16 protein-coding genes are annotated in these 15707 nt (G+C 70.1%); 4 read left to right on the forward strand and 12 right to left on the reverse strand.

Annotated elements, in window-relative coordinates; all coding sequences use genetic code 11:
• Nucleotides 1-68: 68 nt before the first annotated feature.
• Both ACF088_RS03425 and ACF088_RS03430 read left to right on the forward strand, forming a co-directional pair.
• Nucleotides 69-623 carry a peroxiredoxin gene (locus ACF088_RS03425; RefSeq protein WP_392373675.1) on the forward strand — a complete coding sequence of 185 codons (555 nt, stop codon included), beginning with the start codon at nucleotides 69-71 and terminating at the stop codon, nucleotides 621-623.
• Between the two features lie 32 nt (nucleotides 624-655).
• Complete coding sequence (locus tag ACF088_RS03430) at nucleotides 656-1189, forward strand: alkyl hydroperoxide reductase (RefSeq protein WP_392373676.1); 534 nt, start codon at nucleotides 656-658, stop codon at nucleotides 1187-1189.
• Between the two features lie 141 nt (nucleotides 1190-1330).
• On the opposite strand, the gene ACF088_RS03435 is transcribed toward ACF088_RS03430, so the two are convergent.
• From ACF088_RS03435 to ACF088_RS03450, 4 genes are all read right to left on the reverse strand, one after another.
• Nucleotides 1331-2869: an AI-2E family transporter gene (locus tag ACF088_RS03435; RefSeq protein ID WP_392373677.1), complete on the reverse strand. Its 1539-nt coding sequence runs from the start codon at nucleotides 2867-2869 to the stop codon at nucleotides 1331-1333.
• Nucleotides 2870-2996: 127 nt separating this feature from the next.
• A complete protein-coding gene (locus ACF088_RS03440; RefSeq protein ID WP_392373678.1) occupies nucleotides 2997-3701 on the reverse strand; it encodes a transglycosylase SLT domain-containing protein in 705 nt (234 codons plus the stop codon).
• 442 nt (nucleotides 3702-4143) lie between these two features.
• Nucleotides 4144-5466: a PhoH family protein gene (locus tag ACF088_RS03445; protein WP_392373679.1), complete on the reverse strand. Its 1323-nt coding sequence runs from the start codon at nucleotides 5464-5466 to the stop codon at nucleotides 4144-4146.
• A gap of 552 nt (nucleotides 5467-6018) precedes the next feature.
• Entirely contained in the window at nucleotides 6019-6816 is a 798-nt protein-coding gene (locus tag ACF088_RS03450) for an isoprenyl transferase (protein WP_392373680.1), read from the reverse strand.
• Between the two features lie 122 nt (nucleotides 6817-6938).
• Here ACF088_RS03450 and mgrA point away from each other — a divergent pair, with 122 nt between their 5' ends.
• The gene (mgrA, locus tag ACF088_RS03455) at nucleotides 6939-7970 is read left to right on the forward strand and encodes an L-glyceraldehyde 3-phosphate reductase (RefSeq protein ID WP_392373681.1); all 1032 of its coding nucleotides are present in this window, start codon (nucleotides 6939-6941) and stop codon (nucleotides 7968-7970) included.
• Nucleotides 7971-8401: 431 nt separating this feature from the next.
• Here the strand turns inward: mgrA and ACF088_RS03460 are convergent, their stop codons facing one another.
• Nucleotides 8402-9130 carry a prepilin peptidase gene (locus tag ACF088_RS03460; RefSeq protein WP_392373985.1) on the reverse strand — a complete coding sequence of 243 codons (729 nt, stop codon included), beginning with the start codon at nucleotides 9128-9130 and terminating at the stop codon, nucleotides 8402-8404.
• 84 nt (nucleotides 9131-9214) lie between these two features.
• Between ACF088_RS03460 and ACF088_RS03465 the strand changes: the two genes are divergently transcribed.
• On the forward strand, nucleotides 9215-9580 hold the full coding sequence (locus tag ACF088_RS03465; RefSeq protein WP_392373682.1) for a DUF192 domain-containing protein: 366 nt from the start codon (nucleotides 9215-9217) through the stop codon (nucleotides 9578-9580).
• Nucleotides 9581-9633: 53 nt separating this feature from the next.
• Here the strand turns inward: ACF088_RS03465 and ACF088_RS03470 are convergent, their stop codons facing one another.
• The 7 genes from ACF088_RS03470 to ACF088_RS03500 all read right to left on the reverse strand — a co-directional run bounded on the left by ACF088_RS03470 (nucleotide 9634) and on the right by ACF088_RS03500 (nucleotide 15590).
• Nucleotides 9634-10833 (reverse strand): Cmx/CmrA family chloramphenicol efflux MFS transporter, encoded by a 1200-nt coding sequence (locus ACF088_RS03470; RefSeq protein WP_392373683.1) that lies wholly within the window; start codon nucleotides 10831-10833, stop codon nucleotides 9634-9636.
• A gap of 224 nt (nucleotides 10834-11057) precedes the next feature.
• Nucleotides 11058-11639, reverse strand: a complete 582-nt coding sequence (locus ACF088_RS03475; RefSeq protein ID WP_392373684.1) for a TetR/AcrR family transcriptional regulator — start codon at nucleotides 11637-11639, stop codon at nucleotides 11058-11060.
• 156 nt (nucleotides 11640-11795) lie between these two features.
• Nucleotides 11796-12431, reverse strand: a complete 636-nt coding sequence (locus ACF088_RS03480; protein ID WP_392373685.1) for an OmpA family protein — start codon at nucleotides 12429-12431, stop codon at nucleotides 11796-11798.
• 10 nt (nucleotides 12432-12441) lie between these two features.
• Nucleotides 12442-13026: a hypothetical protein gene (locus ACF088_RS03485; protein ID WP_392373686.1), complete on the reverse strand. Its 585-nt coding sequence runs from the start codon at nucleotides 13024-13026 to the stop codon at nucleotides 12442-12444.
• Nucleotides 13027-13129: 103 nt separating this feature from the next.
• Nucleotides 13130-13897, reverse strand: a complete 768-nt coding sequence (locus tag ACF088_RS03490) for a pilus assembly protein TadG-related protein (protein ID WP_392373687.1) — start codon at nucleotides 13895-13897, stop codon at nucleotides 13130-13132.
• A gap of 23 nt (nucleotides 13898-13920) precedes the next feature.
• Entirely contained in the window at nucleotides 13921-14085 is a 165-nt protein-coding gene (locus tag ACF088_RS03495) for a membrane protein (RefSeq protein WP_018089307.1), read from the reverse strand.
• Nucleotides 14086-14696: 611 nt separating this feature from the next.
• Entirely contained in the window at nucleotides 14697-15590 is an 894-nt protein-coding gene (locus ACF088_RS03500) for a DUF5936 domain-containing protein (RefSeq protein WP_392373688.1), read from the reverse strand.
• Nucleotides 15591-15707: the final 117 nt, after the last annotated feature.

Here is a 15707-nt window from a genome sequence, read left to right on the forward strand (position 1 = left end):
GTGTGTAACCCGTCCAAGCCTCAAGGAAAGTCCCCAAAAAGGGACTTTCTGCGCAACAAGGAGAGTACGTGCTCACTGTCGGTGACAAGTTCCCCGAGTTCGACCTGACCGCCTGCGTTTCGCTGGAAAAGGGCCAGGAGTTCGAGCAGATCAACCACAAGACCTACGAGGGCAAGTGGAAGATCGTCTTTGCGTGGCCCAAGGACTTCACCTTCGTGTGCCCGACCGAGATCGCCGCCTTCGGCAAGCTGAACGACGAGTTCGCCGACCGTGACGCCCAGGTCCTCGGCTTCTCCGGCGACTCCGAGTTCGTGCACCACGCCTGGCGCAAGGACCACGCGGACCTGACCGACCTGCCCTTCCCGATGCTCGCCGACTCCAAGCACGAGCTCATGCGCGACCTGGGCATCGAGGGCGAGGACGGCTTCGCGCAGCGCGCCGTCTTCATCGTCGACCAGAACAACGAGATCCAGTTCACCATGGTGACCGCCGGCTCCGTGGGCCGTAACCCCAAGGAGGTTCTGCGGGTCCTCGACGCCCTGCAGACCGACGAGCTGTGCCCCTGCAACTGGTCCCAGGGCGACGAGACCCTCGACCCGGTCGCGCTGCTCTCGGGCGAGTGACACTCCGCTAGCGAACTGGAGGCTGATCTGACATGGCTCTCGACGAACTGAAGTCCGCCGTACCGGACTTCGCCAAGGACCTCAAGCTGAACCTCGGCTCGGTCATCGGCAACAGCGACCTCCCGCAGCAGCAGCTGTGGGGCACCGTGCTGGCCTGCGCGATCGCTTCGCGCTCGCCGAAGGTGCTGCGCGAGCTGGAGCCGGAGGCGAAGGCCAACCTCTCCGCCGAGGCCTACAGCGCCGCGAAGTCGGCCGCCGCCATCATGGCGATGAACAACGTCTTCTACCGGACCCGGCACCTGCTGTCGGACCCGGAGTACGGCACCCTGCGCGCCGGTCTGCGGATGAACGTCATCGGCAACCCGGGCGTGGACAAGGTCGACTTCGAGCTGTGGTCGCTGGCCGTCTCGGCCATCAACGGCTGCGGTATGTGCCTGGACTCGCACGAGCAGGTACTCCGTAAGGCCGGCGTGGACCGCGAGACGATCCAGGAGGCCGTCAAGATCGCGTCCGTCCTGCAGGCCGTCGGCGCCACCCTCGACGCCGAGGCCGCGCTCGCCGAGTAACTCCGCCGCGCGCGGGACACCCGCACAAAACCCCGCAGACCTGGCGTCTGCGGGGTTTTGTGTGTCCGGTGCCCGGGGTGCGGCCGGGGTGCGGCCGGGGTGTGTCTTCCGGATCGGCCCGGGTGATCCGGAAGACGCGCCCTACGCCTGGGGTTCCTCGGGCGTAGGGCGCACCGGCGGCGGGGTCGGCGCCACCGAGATCGCGGTGGCGCCGCGCGGGGCCACCGCCATCCGCACCGCCTGTTCCCTGGAGTACGAACGCAGGTAGCCGACCACCGTGTTGGTGACCGCCACCAACGGCACCGCGACCACCGCACCGCCGATGCCCGCGATCAGCCCGCCCGCGGCGACCGACAGGATCACCGCGAGCGGATGGACCCGGACCGCCCGGCCCAGGATGAACGGCTGCAGGACGTGCCCCTCGATCTGCTGGACGGCCAGCACGACCGCCAGCACCATCAGCCCGGTGAACACGCCGTTGGCGACCAGCGCGATGACACACGCCAGCGCACCCGAGACCACCGCGCCGACCAGCGGAATGAAGGCGAACAGGAAGATGAAGACGGCGAGCGGCACGGCCAGCGGCACATTGAGGAAGTAGAGGCCGATACCGATGAAGATGGCATCGATCAGGGCGACGACCACCGTGCCGCGCACATAGGCGGTCAGCGTCCGCCAGGCCCGCGGCCCGGCACCCGCCACACCCTCGCGGGCCGCGCTCGGGACCAGCCTGAGCAGCCAGTTCCAGATCCGCCGACCGTCGTAGAGCAGGAAGAGCGTGGTGAACATCGCCAGCAGGATGCCGGTGAGCACTTCGAGGACGACGGTGACGCCCTCCAGACCGGCCGAGGTGATGGCCTCGGTGTTGGCACCGACCGCGTCCTGCAGGTTCTTGGCGATCTGGGTGATCTGAGACTCGGTCACATGGAACGGGCTCTTCAGCAGCCAGCCCTTGAGCTCGGTGATGCCCTCCTGGATGCGGCTGGAGACCGAGTCGATGTTGTCCTGGACCTGCCAGACCACGAACCAGCCGACCAGGCCCATGATGACGAACCCGCCGATGAAGGTCAGCGCGGTGGCCGGCCCGCGCGGCAGCCCGCGCCGGCGCAGCCAGCCCACGGTGGGCTGCAGCAGCGCGGTGATCAGCGTCGCCGCGATGAAGGAGAGCACCACCAGCTCGATGGTGGTGATGACCCGCGCGAGGACCCACAGCGTGGCGGCCAGCACCAGCAGCCGCCAGCTCGCCTCGGCGGCGACCCGTACGCCCCACGGCACCGCGTCGACCGGATCGGGGCGGGCCGCGACGGCCGGGGCGTAGGACGGCGGCGGGGGGACGCTCTCCGGCGGGTCGGCATCGGGGGACACGGCGGCGAGCTCCGTCGCGGGGTGCGGCACCCCGTCCGTCGCTTCCGGCAGCTGGGTACGGGGAACCGTGAGCGTGGCCGACGCACCGCCGCGCGGCGGTGCGCCGTCCGCCGGGCCGCCGGCCGCGGGGGCATCCGCGTGACCGGCACGCCTCAGCTCTTCCGGGTCACCGGCCTCCACCGGGGAGTCCGGCAAGCTCCCTCCAGGGGGGACCCCCACCGCGGCTTCCGCACGGCGGCGCTGATCCTCCAGCCGCTGCGAGAGCCGGGTCAGACCGGCGCCGAGGCCACCGACCCACTGAGGCAATCTGGACATGTGCCTTCCTCTTCCCCTCCCACGCGCCACAACCTGACGGGCACGACGTTACCTGCGCCGGACGCACGAAACCCCCGACGCTGCCGCGTTCGGGGGTTTCGGAAGTGCGGTGGTACTGCCGGCGGGCCTAGTACCAGCTGTTGGCCTGCCAGAACGACCAGGCACCACAGGGGCTGCCGTAGCGGTCGTTCATGTAGTTCAGCCCCCACTTGATCTGGGTGGCCGGGTTGGTCTGCCAGTCGGAACCCGCAGAGGACATCTTGGAGCCGGGCAGCGCCTGGACGAGGCCGTAGGCACCCGATCCGGCGTTGGTGGCCTTGTAGTTCCAGCCGGACTCGTGGTCCACGATGTTGCTGAAGCACTGGAACTGGTCGCCGGCCATCATCTGCTGCGCGATGGACTTCGTCTCGGCGATGGAGTACGACCCCTTGCCGAGGAGGTCGCCCAGGTCGCCGCGCGAGGAGGAGCGGGACGCGGCCTGCTCCTTCTTGTCACGCGCCTCGGCCGCCTTCTTGGCCTTCGCCTCGTCCGCCGCGTCCTTCTTGCTCTGCGCGGTCTCAGCGGCAGCCTTGCGGGCCGACTCCTGAGCGGACTTCAGCGCTGCCGTGTCCGCCTGGGTGGACTGGTCGTCCGCCTGCTGCGTCAGGGAAGCCGTCTGCACCTGGGCCTGTGCGCCCGCGGGAATGTCAGCGATCGTCGCATCGGCAGCGGTGGCCTCGGTGTTGCCGACCGAGGCGGGCTCGTTGCCTGCAGCGACGCCGACCACGGCGCCGACGGTGGTGACCGCGGTGGCGGATGCCACGGCGAATCCCCGGACCGAGATCCGGCTCACACGATTTCCTTCCAGCATCGCCCGCATAGGTGACCTCGCGGGCGCAATCGTGCCCCTGACGCTGACCTCCCCTTGTTCCGGGCCCTGTTGAGCGGGCGGGTCCGGCTGGTCACGGGAGGCACTGGCCCGGTACGTCCCCCTCGGGGTCCGCGTGGTGCTCGGGCGGCATACGGCGCATCGCTATGAAGTTCGTTGGTTCTACACGCCTCCCCCGGTCTCACCTTCGTTCGACCGGAGGCACCCCCATGGGGTGCTTGGTGCCGTATGCGGGGCCTGACAGGACCCAGACTCTGCCCGACCCGGAGGCCGGGAAGCAATTCCCCGCTGGGTGTGAAAGCTCACACCTCGTTTACGGCAAACGATTTTCGGATATCCACTCGCAGCACTGCGCCGCCCGGCTAAGCTCCTTCGCTTTGCCGGGCGGCGCTGTGTTCACAACCGGTCAGATCCTGCCGTCCTCCAGCAATTCGGTCACCAGGGCCGCGATCGGCGAACGCTCCGAGCGGTTCAGCGTGACGTGGGCGAACAGCGGATGCCCCTTCAGCTTCTCGACGACGGCGACCACGCCGTCGTACCGCCCGACCCGGAGGTTGTCGCGCTGCGCGACGTCATGCGTCAGCACCACCCGGGAGTTGGCCCCGATACGGGACAGAACCGTCAAAAGGACGTTCCGCTCCAGCGACTGGGCCTCGTCCACGATGACGAACGCATCATGCAGCGAGCGCCCGCGGATATGGGTCAGCGGCAACACCTCCAACATGCCGCGCCCCACCACCTCTTCGATGACGTCCTTGCTGGTCACCGCGGACAGCGTGTCGAAGACGGCCTGCGCCCAGGGGCTCATCTTCTCCGCCTCGCTGCCCGGCAGATAGCCCAGCTCCTGCCCGCCGACGGCGTACAGCGGGCGGAACACCATCACCTTGCGGTGCTGCCGGCGCTCCAATACGGCCTCCAGGCCCGCACACAGCGCCAGCGCCGACTTGCCGGTACCGGCCCGGCCGCCCATCGAGACGATGCCGACGTCCGGATCGAGCAGCAGATCCAGCGCGATCCGCTGCTCGGCGCTGCGGCCGTGGATCCCGAACGCCTCCCGGTCGCCCCGCACCAGCCGGACCGCGCCCTCCGCGGTGACCCGGCCGAGCGCCTTGCCGCGGTCGGACTGCAGCACAAGTCCGGTATGCACCGGAAGTTCGGAGACCTCCGGTACCTGAGCGGTCTCGGCGGCGAAGAGATCGTCGATCTGCTCGGCGGAGACGGTCAGCTCGGCCATCCCCGTCCAGCCGGAATCGGTGATCGCCAGCTCGGCGCGGTACTCCTCGGCCAGCAGCCCGACCGAGGACGCCTTGATACGCAGCGGCAGGTCCTTGGAGACGACCGTGACGTCGTACCCCTCGGCCTGCAGATTGCGCGCCACCGCGAGGATCCGCGAGTCGTTGTCGCCGAGCCGGAAGCCCGCGGGCAGGATTCCGGGATCGGAGTGGTTCAGCTCGACCCGGAGTGACCCGCCGAGATCCCCGATGGGGATGGGCGAGTCCAGCCGCCCGAACTGCACCCGGTACTCGTCCAGCAGGCGCAATGCCTGCCGGGCGAAGTAGCCGAGCTCGGGGTGGTGCCTTTTGGCCTCCAGTTCCGTGACCACCACGACCGGCAGCACGACCTCGTGCTCGTCGAAGCGGGCCATGGCGCCTGGATCCGCCAGCAGCACACTGGTGTCGAGTACATAAGTGCGCCGGTCGTGCTCACGGCGCTGCTTGATGTTCACCACGGGTGGAGGAACCCCCTCGAATGAGGTTGGGGTGCGACGGCGTCGCGGGGCGGTGTTCTCCCGGGGGCGCCGCTTGTCCAGCTGTCGCTGGGCAGCGTCTCCGGGACCCCCGGCCATCTGGTGACCGGACCGGGCTCGGACCACAATGCGCGGGCCGAGCACCGGCCCTCCGCGTCGACCGTGCGGTACGCACGGACCTCCGTGATGTGCAAAGGGCCTCCCGGGCGGACGACCCCATGCCGTCCGCTGAGATGCGGCGCCCGATGGCTTGTTCCGGACGCCGACCTGGAAGGGATATTCCCTCGAACCTGCGTAGCCATGCCACGGCATATGACGCACGGTCGGTGAACCTTGGGTAACGCCTGCTCGGCGAGCCGTGGCGTCGCCAAGGTGGTACCCGAGGGGAAGGTGTGTCAGAAGAGGCCCCGTCAGCGGCACATGGAGCCGACGGGGCCTGGTGACGCCCCGCAACGGAAGGGACATCGGGGACTTCAGGGGTGAATCAGACTTACGGGGCGTGAGTAACCCGCCTGGCGGAGTGCGGCGGAGCGCCTAGAAGCCGTAGCGCCGGTGCCGGGCGGCGTAGTCGCGCAGCGCGCGCAGGAAGTCGACCTTCCGGAACGCCGGCCAGAAAACTTCGCAGAAGTAGTACTCCGAATGGGCGCTCTGCCACAGCATGAAGCCCGACAGCCGCTGCTCACCGCTCGTACGGATCACCAGATCCGGATCGGGCTGGCCGCGGGTGTAGAGGTGCTCGGAGATCAGGTCGATGTCGACGATCTCCGCCAGCTCCTCGAAGGAGGTGCCGCGCTCGGCGTGGCTCAGCAGCAGCGAGCGCACCGCATCGGCGATCTCCTGCCGGCCACCGTAGCCGATCGCGACGTTCACCAGCACGCCGGTGTTGTCGCGGGTGGCCTGCTCGGACTCCTTGAGCACCTGCTGCGTGGCGGTCGGCAGCAGATCGCGGTTGCCGACGTGGTGCACCCGCCAGCGGCCGTCGGAAGCCAGATCTCGGACGGTGTTCTCGATGATGCCCAGCAGCGGCTTGAGCTCCTCCTCGGGCCGGTCGAGGTTGTCCGTCGACAGCAGCCAGAGCGTGACCACCTCGACATCGGTCTCCTCGCACCAGCCGAGCAGCTCGCTGATCTTGGCCGCGCCGGCCTGGTGACCCTGCTCGGTCGTCCGCCCGTCGGCCCGCGCCCAGCGCCGGTTGCCGTCCAGGATGACGCCGATGTGCTTGGGCACCTGGGTGTGATCCAGGCGACCCTCCACCCTGCGCGCGTACAGCCGGTAGACCAGATTGCGCAGTGCAGGCGGATAAGGGATGCGCACCCCGGAAGATCGCAGCATGTGTGGTCCAGCCCCTCCGTGCCAATGGCGGTCGCCCCGTCGCCTCAAGTGGGCAACTTTACTTCTCGGCTGCGTCGACAGCCCAATCAGGTAGGTCACAAGTACGTGATAGGGAGATGAGCATGACTGGCACCGACTACCGCGCAGCGGATTCCCGCTACGACTCGATGAAGTACCGGCGAACGGGTCGCAGCGGACTCAAACTCCCCGCAATCTCCCTTGGACTCTGGCACAACTTCGGGGATGACCGCACCCTGAGCTCCCAGCGCGCCATCCTCCGCCGCGCCTTCGATCTGGGCGTGACCCACTTCGATCTGGCCAACAACTACGGTCCGCCACCCGGGTCCGCCGAGCTGAACTTCGGAAAAATCTTCGCGCAGGACTTCCGTGGCTACCGCGACGAGATGGTTCTCTCGACGAAGGCCGGATATCTGATGCACCCCGGCCCCTACGGTGAATGGGGTTCGCGGAAATATCTCCTCTCGTCGTTGGATGCCTCACTGAAGCGGATGGGTGTCGATTACGTCGATATCTTCTACTCGCACCGCTTCGATCCGGACACCCCGCTGGAGGAGACGATGGGCGCGCTGGCGTCCGCCGTCCAGCAGGGCAAGGCCCTGTATGTCGGGGTTTCCTCCTACAACGCCGAGCAGACCCGTGAAGCGGCCGGAATCCTGCGCGAAATGGGCGTCCGCGCGCTGATCCACCAGCCCTCGTACTCGATGATCAACCGCTGGACCGAGGACGATCTGCTGCTGGACACCCTCGAAGGGGAGGGCATGGGCTGCATCTCTTTCGCGCCACTGGCACAGGGGATGCTCACGGACAAGTACCTGCACGGGATCCCCGAGGGCTCACGGGCCTCCCAGGGCAAGTCCCTGGACCCGGGCCTGCTGTCCGACGAGGTCGTCCGCCGCCTCCGCGGCCTCAACGACATCGCCGCCCGCCGCGGCCAGTCGCTGGCCCAGCTCGCCCTGTGCTGGGTGCTCCGCGACGAGCGGATGACCTCCGCCCTGATCGGCGCCAGCAGCGTCGCCCAGTTGGAGGCCAATATCGCCGCCCTCGACGCTCCCGCGATCACGGACGCCGAGCTGGCCCGGATCGACGAGTTCGCGAAGACGACGGACGGCGTGAACATCTGGGCACGGCGGTAGCGCCGGTCCGGCGGTGGCGCTTGCCCGGCGGTGACGCTTGCCCGGCGGTGACGCTTGCCCGGCGGTGACGCCGGTCCGGACATATCGCCCGCCCGGCCGCAGCGCCTGCCCGGCGGTCGCGGGCCGCATGCCTCGCGGGGTGCCGGTGGCCCGGGGGTGTGCCCTGCGGTGTCCACGGCGACTGTGACGCCCGCGTAGGGGGCGGCCGGTGCACGGAACAAAAAGCGGGCCGGTCCGTGGGGGGGATACGGACCGGCCCGAGGGGGGGTTTCCACCATAACCCCGCGGGAGGGATGCTTCGTGCACCGGCGCGCGCGGCGGCGTGGCTCGGTCTCCGGGGAGGCCGGGCAGAGGGAGGGAGCAGACCCGCGGACGGGATCCGTCCGGTGCGGGGATGTGGGGTGCGGGGTGCGGGCCGTGTGGGCGTGCGGTCAGGCGGCCGCCGCGGCGGCACCCAGGAGCAGCACGCCGAACGCCCCGAGGATCATGAAGGGCCCGAGGGGCATGGCCGCTCCCCGTGCACCGCGCCGGACGATCAGCAGCCCCGCGCCGTAGAGCGCACCGAGCAGCACGCCGGCCGCCCCGCCGAAGAGCAGGGTGCGCCAGCCGTACCACCCGAGGGCGATCCCCAGCCCGACCGCCAGCTTGACGTCGCCCAGCCCGATGCCCTGCGGGTTGACGACATAGAGCAGGAGGTAGCACGCCCCCAGGACGAGTCCACCCAGCAGCGCCCGCCGCCACGCCCCGGCCTCCCCCGTGAACCAGCCGCCCAGCCCCAGCAGCACCGCCGCCATCACGGCGAGCGGCAGCGTCAAGGCGTCCGGGAGGCGCCGCACCCGCCAGTCGACGGCCGCCAGCAGCACCGCGACCGGCGTCATCGCCAGCCAGGCGACGAGTTCCGGCCGCGGCCCGGCGGCCGCCGCCAGTGCCGCACAGGCCAGTGCGGTGGCCGCCGCCATCGGCAGCACCCCCGGCCCGTACGCCCCGCAGTCCGGGCAGTGCCCCCGCCCCAGCCAGCCCCGCGCCACCCCTGTGATCGCATGCCCGCGGGGGCAGACCGCGCGCCACTCCTCCTCGGGCTCAACGGCCATCCGGTGGGCGGGCCGTGGCAGGAGCAGCCCGGCCACGGCCCCGTAGACGGCGGCGAGAACCATCAGCATCACTGGCACGTGCCGACCTTAGGGGGTGTCCGGCTCCGCGTCAGGGGGCGGATGCGGGACGCGGAAGCGGGTAGAACGCTGTGCATGGCGCGTTGGGAGAACGGCCCGGGGGTCCTGCACGGCACGGAGCACGGCATTCCGGTGGAGATCGCGGCGTCCTGGCGTGCCCGCACCCGCGGGCTGCTGGGCCGCGACGGCATCGAGGGGGCGCTGCTGCTGACCCCGGCGAGCAGTGTGCACACCTTCCGGATGCGGTTTGCGATCGATGTCGCCTATCTGAGCGGGGATTTCACCGTGCTGGCCGTACGCACCATGCGGCCGGGCCGGCTGGGACTCCCCCGCCTCCGCGCCCGGCACGTCCTGGAGGCGGAGGCCGGCGCGATGACCCGCTGGGGCCTGCGCCCCGGCCTCCGGCTCGACCTCCGGCCGGGTGCCGAGCCCGTCCGCTGAGGTATCGGTCCGGCGTCCGGCCGTGCCCGGGCGCCCGCTACCGGGGTGCCGGGCTACCCGGCCGCGTACACCGGGCGGTCGACGGCGGGCGCGCCGACCCGCTCCGTCCGCCGCTGCAGTACGGCGGCCCACGCCGTGGCGGCGAAGGCCACCACACCGGTGCCGGCACCGACCCACGCCACCGAGGTGAAGCCGAGGCCCGCGTCGATGGTGAGCCCGCCCAGCATCGGGGTGAGCGTGATCCCGACGTTGAACGCGGAGGTGTTCAGAGCGCCTGCCATCGTCGGCGCATCGGGAGCGAGGCGGAACACCCGTGACTGCACGACCGGGTTGACGACGAATGCGGTGAATCCGAGGACGAAGACCAGGGCGATGGCCGTGCCGAGGCTCCCCGCCGTGAGGGCGAGCGCCGCGGAGACCACGGTGAGCGCTCCGACGCCTATGACCAGCGTCCGCAGCGGCCGCGCGTCGGCGGTCCGTCCCCCGAGCGACAGCCCGGCGAGCCCGCCGACCCCGTACAGGGCGAGGACCGCGGGCACCCACTGCGCGGGCAGCCCGCTCACCTCCGTCAGCAGCGGGGCGAGGTAGCTGAAGGTGACGATCGCCGCGCCGAAGGTCAGTGCGGTGACGAGGTAGGAGACCCACAGTGCCGGCCGGACCAGGCCCCTCATCTCACGCCGTACGGACAGGGGTTCGCCGCCGGTGCCGTGACCCGCGGGCAGCGCGGCCCGCAGCGAGAGCGCGCTGAGCACGGTGAGACCGGCCACGCCCCAGAACGCCGCGCGCCAGCCCGCGTGCTGGCTGAGGACCGTACCGGCCGGCACGCCCACGACGGTGGCGAGGGTGAGCCCCATGGTGACCACGGACAGCGCCTTCCCCTTGGCGCCCGGCGGGACCAGGCTCACCGCCGTCGCCGCGGCCACCGCCCAGAAACCGGCGTAGGCGAGGGCGCTCACCACACGGGTCGCGAACAGCAACCCGTATTGCGGTGCGAGCGCACCGGCCACATGCCCGGCGGCGAAGACGAGTTGGAAGGCGACCAGTGCGGTGCGGCGCGGCACCCGCAGCGTGGCCACGGCGAGTACGGGTGCGCCGAGGACCATGCCGAGGGCGAAGGCGGAAACCAGCAGGCCGGCGTCGGGGATGGAGACGCCGAGGTCGGCGGCAAGGCCGGGGAGGAGTCCGGAGAGCATGAATTCGGAGGTGCCCTGGGCAAAGATGCCCAGGCCGAGAAGGTAGATCGCACATGGCATGACAGAGGGCTCCGTTACGCGGGGCAGGAAGGTCCGGTGGTGTGGTGGATCGGTTTTGGAACGATCGGTTCAAAATGAGCCCGCAGTGCGGCCGGGCCGAAGGCGCGCTTCGGAGACGTCAGAGGGGCGGAGCGGGCGGAGCGGGCGGAGCGGGCGGAGCGGGCGGAGCGGGCGGACGGATCAAAGCGCGCAGAACAGGGGCGTGCGGAACAGGTCCGCGCGGATCAGAACGCGCTCAGCGTCGCCTCCATGACACCCTCCAGGGCGGTGCGGTCGACGCCGGACCGCGCCGAGACGCGCAGCCCCCCGATCGCGGCGATCACGAGATGGGCGAGGGTGCGGGCGTCCCTGCCGGCCGCGATATCGCCGTCGCGCTGACCGGACTCGATCACGGCACGGAGGGCTTCCAGCCGCAGGCCGTAGTCCCGCTCCAGCGAAGTGGCGACCGACGGGTCGTGGGCCGACACCTCGATGCAGGTATTGACGACCAGACAGCCGCGGCCGTCCGCGCCCTCGGCGAACTCCTCGTCGAGCACCCGCCGCAGCAGTGCGCGGACCTTCTGCAGCGCGGGCAGGTCGCCCTCCAGCAGCACGAACAACTCGTTGTTCTTGTAGTCCATATAGCGGGCCAGTGCCCGCTCGAAGAGATCGTGCTTGCTCTTGAAGGTGTTGTAGATGCTGCTGCGCCCCAGGCCCGTGGCGTCACACAGGTCCTGGGTGGAGGTCGCTTCATAACCGGAGGCCCAGAACGCCTCCATCGCGGCATCCAGCGCCCGCCCCTCGTCGAACTTTCTGGGTCGCGCCATGACCGTGACGCTAGCAGGTATTGAATCGACTGGTCCAATACTGTGCCGTCCGTATCCACTGCGCGATGGAGAGCGGTGCGGCCGTATGCCGACAGAGACGGCGGGGTAGCCGCGGCCGGCCGCCTCCGCTCCCGGTGGCGCCCGCTCCGGCACCGGTCACGAGGCGCGCGGGAAGCTGACCTCGACCCGGCGGTTCTTCTTACGGCCTGCCTCGGTGCCGTTGTCGGCGATCGGGTACTGCTCGCCGTAGCCGCGGATCTGGAAACCGACGGACGAGCCGAGGTCCTTGGCCAGCTCCTGCTGGACGGCGTTGGCCCGCTGCTTGGACAGGACCAGGCCGTGGCTCGCCGAGCCGAGATTGTCGGTGAAACCGAAGACCCGCAGGCGGGTGGCGTTCTGCTTCTTGATCTCCGCCGCGATGGTGCCGATGCGCGACAGTGCGTCCGACGACAGCTTGGCGCTGTCCTTGTCGAACAGAACCTCCGCCTGGAGCGAGAAGGTCACATTGTCGTTGGTGTCCTGGCGGCGCTCGGAGCCGTCGTCGGTCTCGACGATGGACTTGATGTTGAGGACCTTGGACGGGGCGAGCTTGGCGCCCTGGACCATCCGCAGGTCGGGGTCGTTGGGGTCGATGTGGACCGGGGGGCTGGAGTCCTCGGTCAGGCCCGGCGGATCGGCGTGGGCGGCGGGGACCGTCAGCGCCGCGGTCAGCAACAGGGCGACGGCGGCGGTGACGGCCGTACGGGGCGCTCGGCGCGCGCGGCATCCTCGGGGCAGCTGGGTCGCGGTCATCGGTGCCCGCTCAATCCGTGATCTGCACGCTGGCCGGGGGCATGGTCGGCAATTGGAAGTCGACCTGGGTCACCTTGGCCGGCGGCGCCGGGAACTGCGCGAAGATCGGACGGCTGCCCCCCGGCATCAGACCGCTGAGACCGGTCGTGCACAGGCATTCGCCGTTGGTGTCCCGCAGCACCAAATACCGTTTCTTGCCCGCCTTGTCGACGAGGGTGGCTCCGGAGATGGAGGAACGGGACCGCAGCTCGGTCTCGTTGGAACGCCAGTCGATCGCGTTGAAGGCGCGGTTGCCGTGATTGGACACCGTGCCGTTGACGGTGACGAAGCCGCCGGAGTCACGGACGACGGAGTGCAGGGTGACCACCACGCCGTCCGGCCCCTTCATCTCCCCGATCACCTTGTCGGAGTCCGCCGCCGGGCTGCCGGGGCCGCTGTCCTTGGGGGCGGTGCTACGGGCCGGGGGCTTGTCGCCGTCCGTTCCCTTCGTGCCGCCGTCGCCACCACCACAGCCGGCCACGACGAGAGCCAGGCCGACAGCGCTCGCCATGGCGACCGCTCCTCTGGCGGCCTTCGTGGTGCGCCGAATGCTCATGGGATGCGATTCCTTTGATCGTCGTCTGGTCGTCTCGGAGGTGCGTGCGCGGGGCGGAGTGCGGGGCGGGGGGCGGAGTGCGATCGGATACGGGGGTGGCCGGTCAATGGGCGAGGCGTACGGCGAAGAGGTCGGAGGCGTCGGGGAGGTGCCGGAGGTTGTCGGGGTCGAGCGTCCAGCGCTTTCCGTCGCAGGTGATGTCCAGGGGCGTGGCCTTGGGGCCGCCCTTGTCCTTGCCGCCCGTGCCGTCCTTGTCCCCCTCGTCCCCCGCGTCGCTCTTGCCGCCCGGTCCGCCCGTGCCACCCGTGTCGCCCGTGCCGTCCTTGGCGGGATCGAGGGTGCAGCGGGGCTCGACGACGGACTTCGCCTCGGCCTCCCCGTGGGTGCCTTTGGTCATCGGGATGACCGAATTGCCCACGGTGTTGCGGGTTCTGACCGCTACGGCGAAGGAGGTGGGCCAGGAGTCCGCGGTACAGCCGGAGCGGGAGCGGGTCCCGGAGCCGGTCCCCGAGGCGGTCCCGGCGCCGGAGAGGTCGGCGCCGTTGCGTCCGGCGAACCAGCCCGCGCGCTCGCAGGCCGCGTCGGACTGGACGCCGCGCCCGTTCAGCAGGTCTTTCCACACGGCCCGATTGCTCTCGTAGCTCCCGTCGCGGAGGCCGTCGAGGAAGCTCTTGGTCAGCAGATCGCGGTACTTCTGGCCGGCAGCGAGCGCGGCCGCGTCGGCGGCGGTCTGCGCACCGTTGCGGGTGGCCGCGGCCTGTCCGACGGCGAAGAAAGCGAGCGCGAGAAAGAGCAGGCCCGCGACCGCAACGATGTAGAGCGGAAAGGCCTGCCCGGCGTCGCGCCGGCGGCGTGGAGTGGTGGCCGGCACGACCGTGGCGGCAGCGACGGAGCCTAAATACCGACGACGTCGGAGATCTTGTTGGCGATGGCGTTCGCGATCTGGCTGCCGAAGTCCGTGGTCGACAGGACCAGGACGATCGCCACGACCACCGCGATGATGCCGAGGTACTCGATCGAGGTCTGTCCCCGGTCGTTCCCCAAAATACGCTTCGCCATCGTCTTCCCCTCCATGGGCGGCCGTACCGCTCTGGTCCGGCTGGTCTGTCCCCGTGGTGCCGGCGCGGTCGGCCGCGCTCACGACACGAGAAAAGTACGCTGGAACAGCGTGCCCGGAACAGCGAATGCGTGCCCAATCCTCATTTGGGATCACAGACGACGGGCACAACGGCGCATTTCGGCCACTCAGTCGCACCTCACCCACCCCCGCTCCCCCTCCGGCACCATGCCCCGTTCCCCTGCCCATGTGGACCGTGCGACCCCTCCGCGCCGTAGCGCGAGCGAAACCGTCCGCCCACCCACTGTGACACAACTCGTTGCTCTTGCGAAGGAGTTGACGAGAAGCCGACGGTGAAGCACAGCCATCCGGCCGGATGCGGGCCGCCGAAGCCGAGTGCGGGCGGCGAGACCGGCACAGCGGCCGCCCGCCCGAAGATGTGCATCCGCAAGGGCGGCCCGGGGGCATGACCGCCGTGGAAGGTGCCGACGGAGGAGACGGCACGAAGGACGGAAGGGGCCGCGCAGCGGTGAGCCGGCGTGGCCGTGCCGAGCCCGGACCGGCGGCGCCAGGTGGCCTCCGGCGGGGCCGGGGCCGGGGCCTGTGGCACGATTCACTCCCCCATCAGCGAGCCGAAGCTGGTCCCCGAGCCCAGGAAGAACCCGGCGATGAGCAGGATCATCGTGGCCGGAACCATAAAAGTGGTGACGACCATGGTGGCCTTGGGGACCGCGCGGGCGGCGCGGCGCCGGGCGTTCTGCGCGTCGGTGCGGCGCATGTCGTTGGCGATCTGGATCAGGGTCTCGACGATCGGCGAGCCGAGTTCCTCGCCCTGCTGGAGGGCGGTGACGAACTGGGCGACCTGTTCGGAGTCGTTGCGTTTGCGTAGCTCTTCGAAGGCCGCGCGGCGGCTGACGCCCATATCCATCTGCCGCAGGGTGATGCGGAGTTCATCGGCCCATGGCCCCTCGTACTTCTCCGCCACCCGGTCCAGTGCCTGACGGAAGCTCAGTCCCGCGCTGACCACGACCGCCAGCACGTCCAGAAAGTCCGGAAGGGTGCGTTCGATGGTGTCCTTGCGCTGGCGGATCGCGGCCCAGATGCCGACCTCGGTCCAGAAGAGTCCGAAGAGCACCATCAGGACGCCGAGCAGCGGCTGACCGCGTAGGAACATCACCAGCGCGCCGAAGAAGCCGAGGGCCCCGTAGACGGCACGCCGGGCGGCGTACCGGTCGACGGTCAGCCCGCCGGGATTGCCGGCCAGGTCGATCCGCCGGCGGACCCGAGCGGTGCGCTTGTCGCCCATCAGCCGCAGCACCAGCGGCGCATAGCGCATCCCGGTGCGGTCCACCGCGGAGCCGACCACGGTGGTGCGCGTCGCGCCGACCTCCAGGGACAGCGCCAGGTCGGGCGGTAGCCGGGCCTCTCGGCGGTAGAGCGCGATACCGCAGCAGATGCCGGCGACCGAGAGGGCGAAGGCCGCGGCCAGCAGAATTCCGATTCCCATTTCCTGTTCCCCTGGGGATACCGATGTCGGTGTCGATGCCGGTGTCGATGCCGGTGTCGGTGGCCGGTGACGCCTGCCGATGGACGGTGACGGTGCCGATGGCCCGTGTCGGTGCCG

It is taken from the genome of Streptomyces sp. NPDC015125, assembly GCF_043080045.1.
GTDB lineage: Bacteria > Actinomycetota > Actinomycetes > Streptomycetales > Streptomycetaceae > Streptomyces.

Bases quoted from the DNA above. Each gene is read 5' to 3' on its own strand.
- ACF088_RS03430 (WP_392373676.1), top strand. From the start codon at position 656: ATGGCTCTCGACGAACTGAAGTCCGCCGTACCGGACTTCGCCAAGGAC.
- ACF088_RS03435 (WP_392373677.1), bottom strand. From the start codon at position 2,869: ATGTCCAGATTGCCTCAGTGGGTCGGTGGCCTCGGCGCCGGTCTGACC.
- ACF088_RS03450 (WP_392373680.1), bottom strand. From the start codon at position 6,816: ATGCTGCGATCTTCCGGGGTGCGCATCCCTTATCCGCCTGCACTGCGC.
- mgrA (WP_392373681.1), top strand. From the start codon at position 6,939: ATGACTGGCACCGACTACCGCGCAGCGGATTCCCGCTACGACTCGATG.
- ACF088_RS03460 (WP_392373985.1), bottom strand. From the start codon at position 9,130: ATGCTGATGGTTCTCGCCGCCGTCTACGGGGCCGTGGCCGGGCTGCTC.
- ACF088_RS03465 (WP_392373682.1), top strand. From the start codon at position 9,215: ATGGCGCGTTGGGAGAACGGCCCGGGGGTCCTGCACGGCACGGAGCAC.
- ACF088_RS03470 (WP_392373683.1), bottom strand. From the start codon at position 10,833: ATGCCATGTGCGATCTACCTTCTCGGCCTGGGCATCTTTGCCCAGGGC.
- ACF088_RS03475 (WP_392373684.1), bottom strand. From the start codon at position 11,639: ATGGCGCGACCCAGAAAGTTCGACGAGGGGCGGGCGCTGGATGCCGCG.
- ACF088_RS03480 (WP_392373685.1), bottom strand. From the start codon at position 12,431: ATGACCGCGACCCAGCTGCCCCGAGGATGCCGCGCGCGCCGAGCGCCC.
- ACF088_RS03485 (WP_392373686.1), bottom strand. From the start codon at position 13,026: ATGAGCATTCGGCGCACCACGAAGGCCGCCAGAGGAGCGGTCGCCATG.
- ACF088_RS03495 (WP_018089307.1), bottom strand. From the start codon at position 14,085: ATGGCGAAGCGTATTTTGGGGAACGACCGGGGACAGACCTCGATCGAG.
- ACF088_RS03500 (WP_392373688.1), bottom strand. From the start codon at position 15,590: ATGGGAATCGGAATTCTGCTGGCCGCGGCCTTCGCCCTCTCGGTCGCC.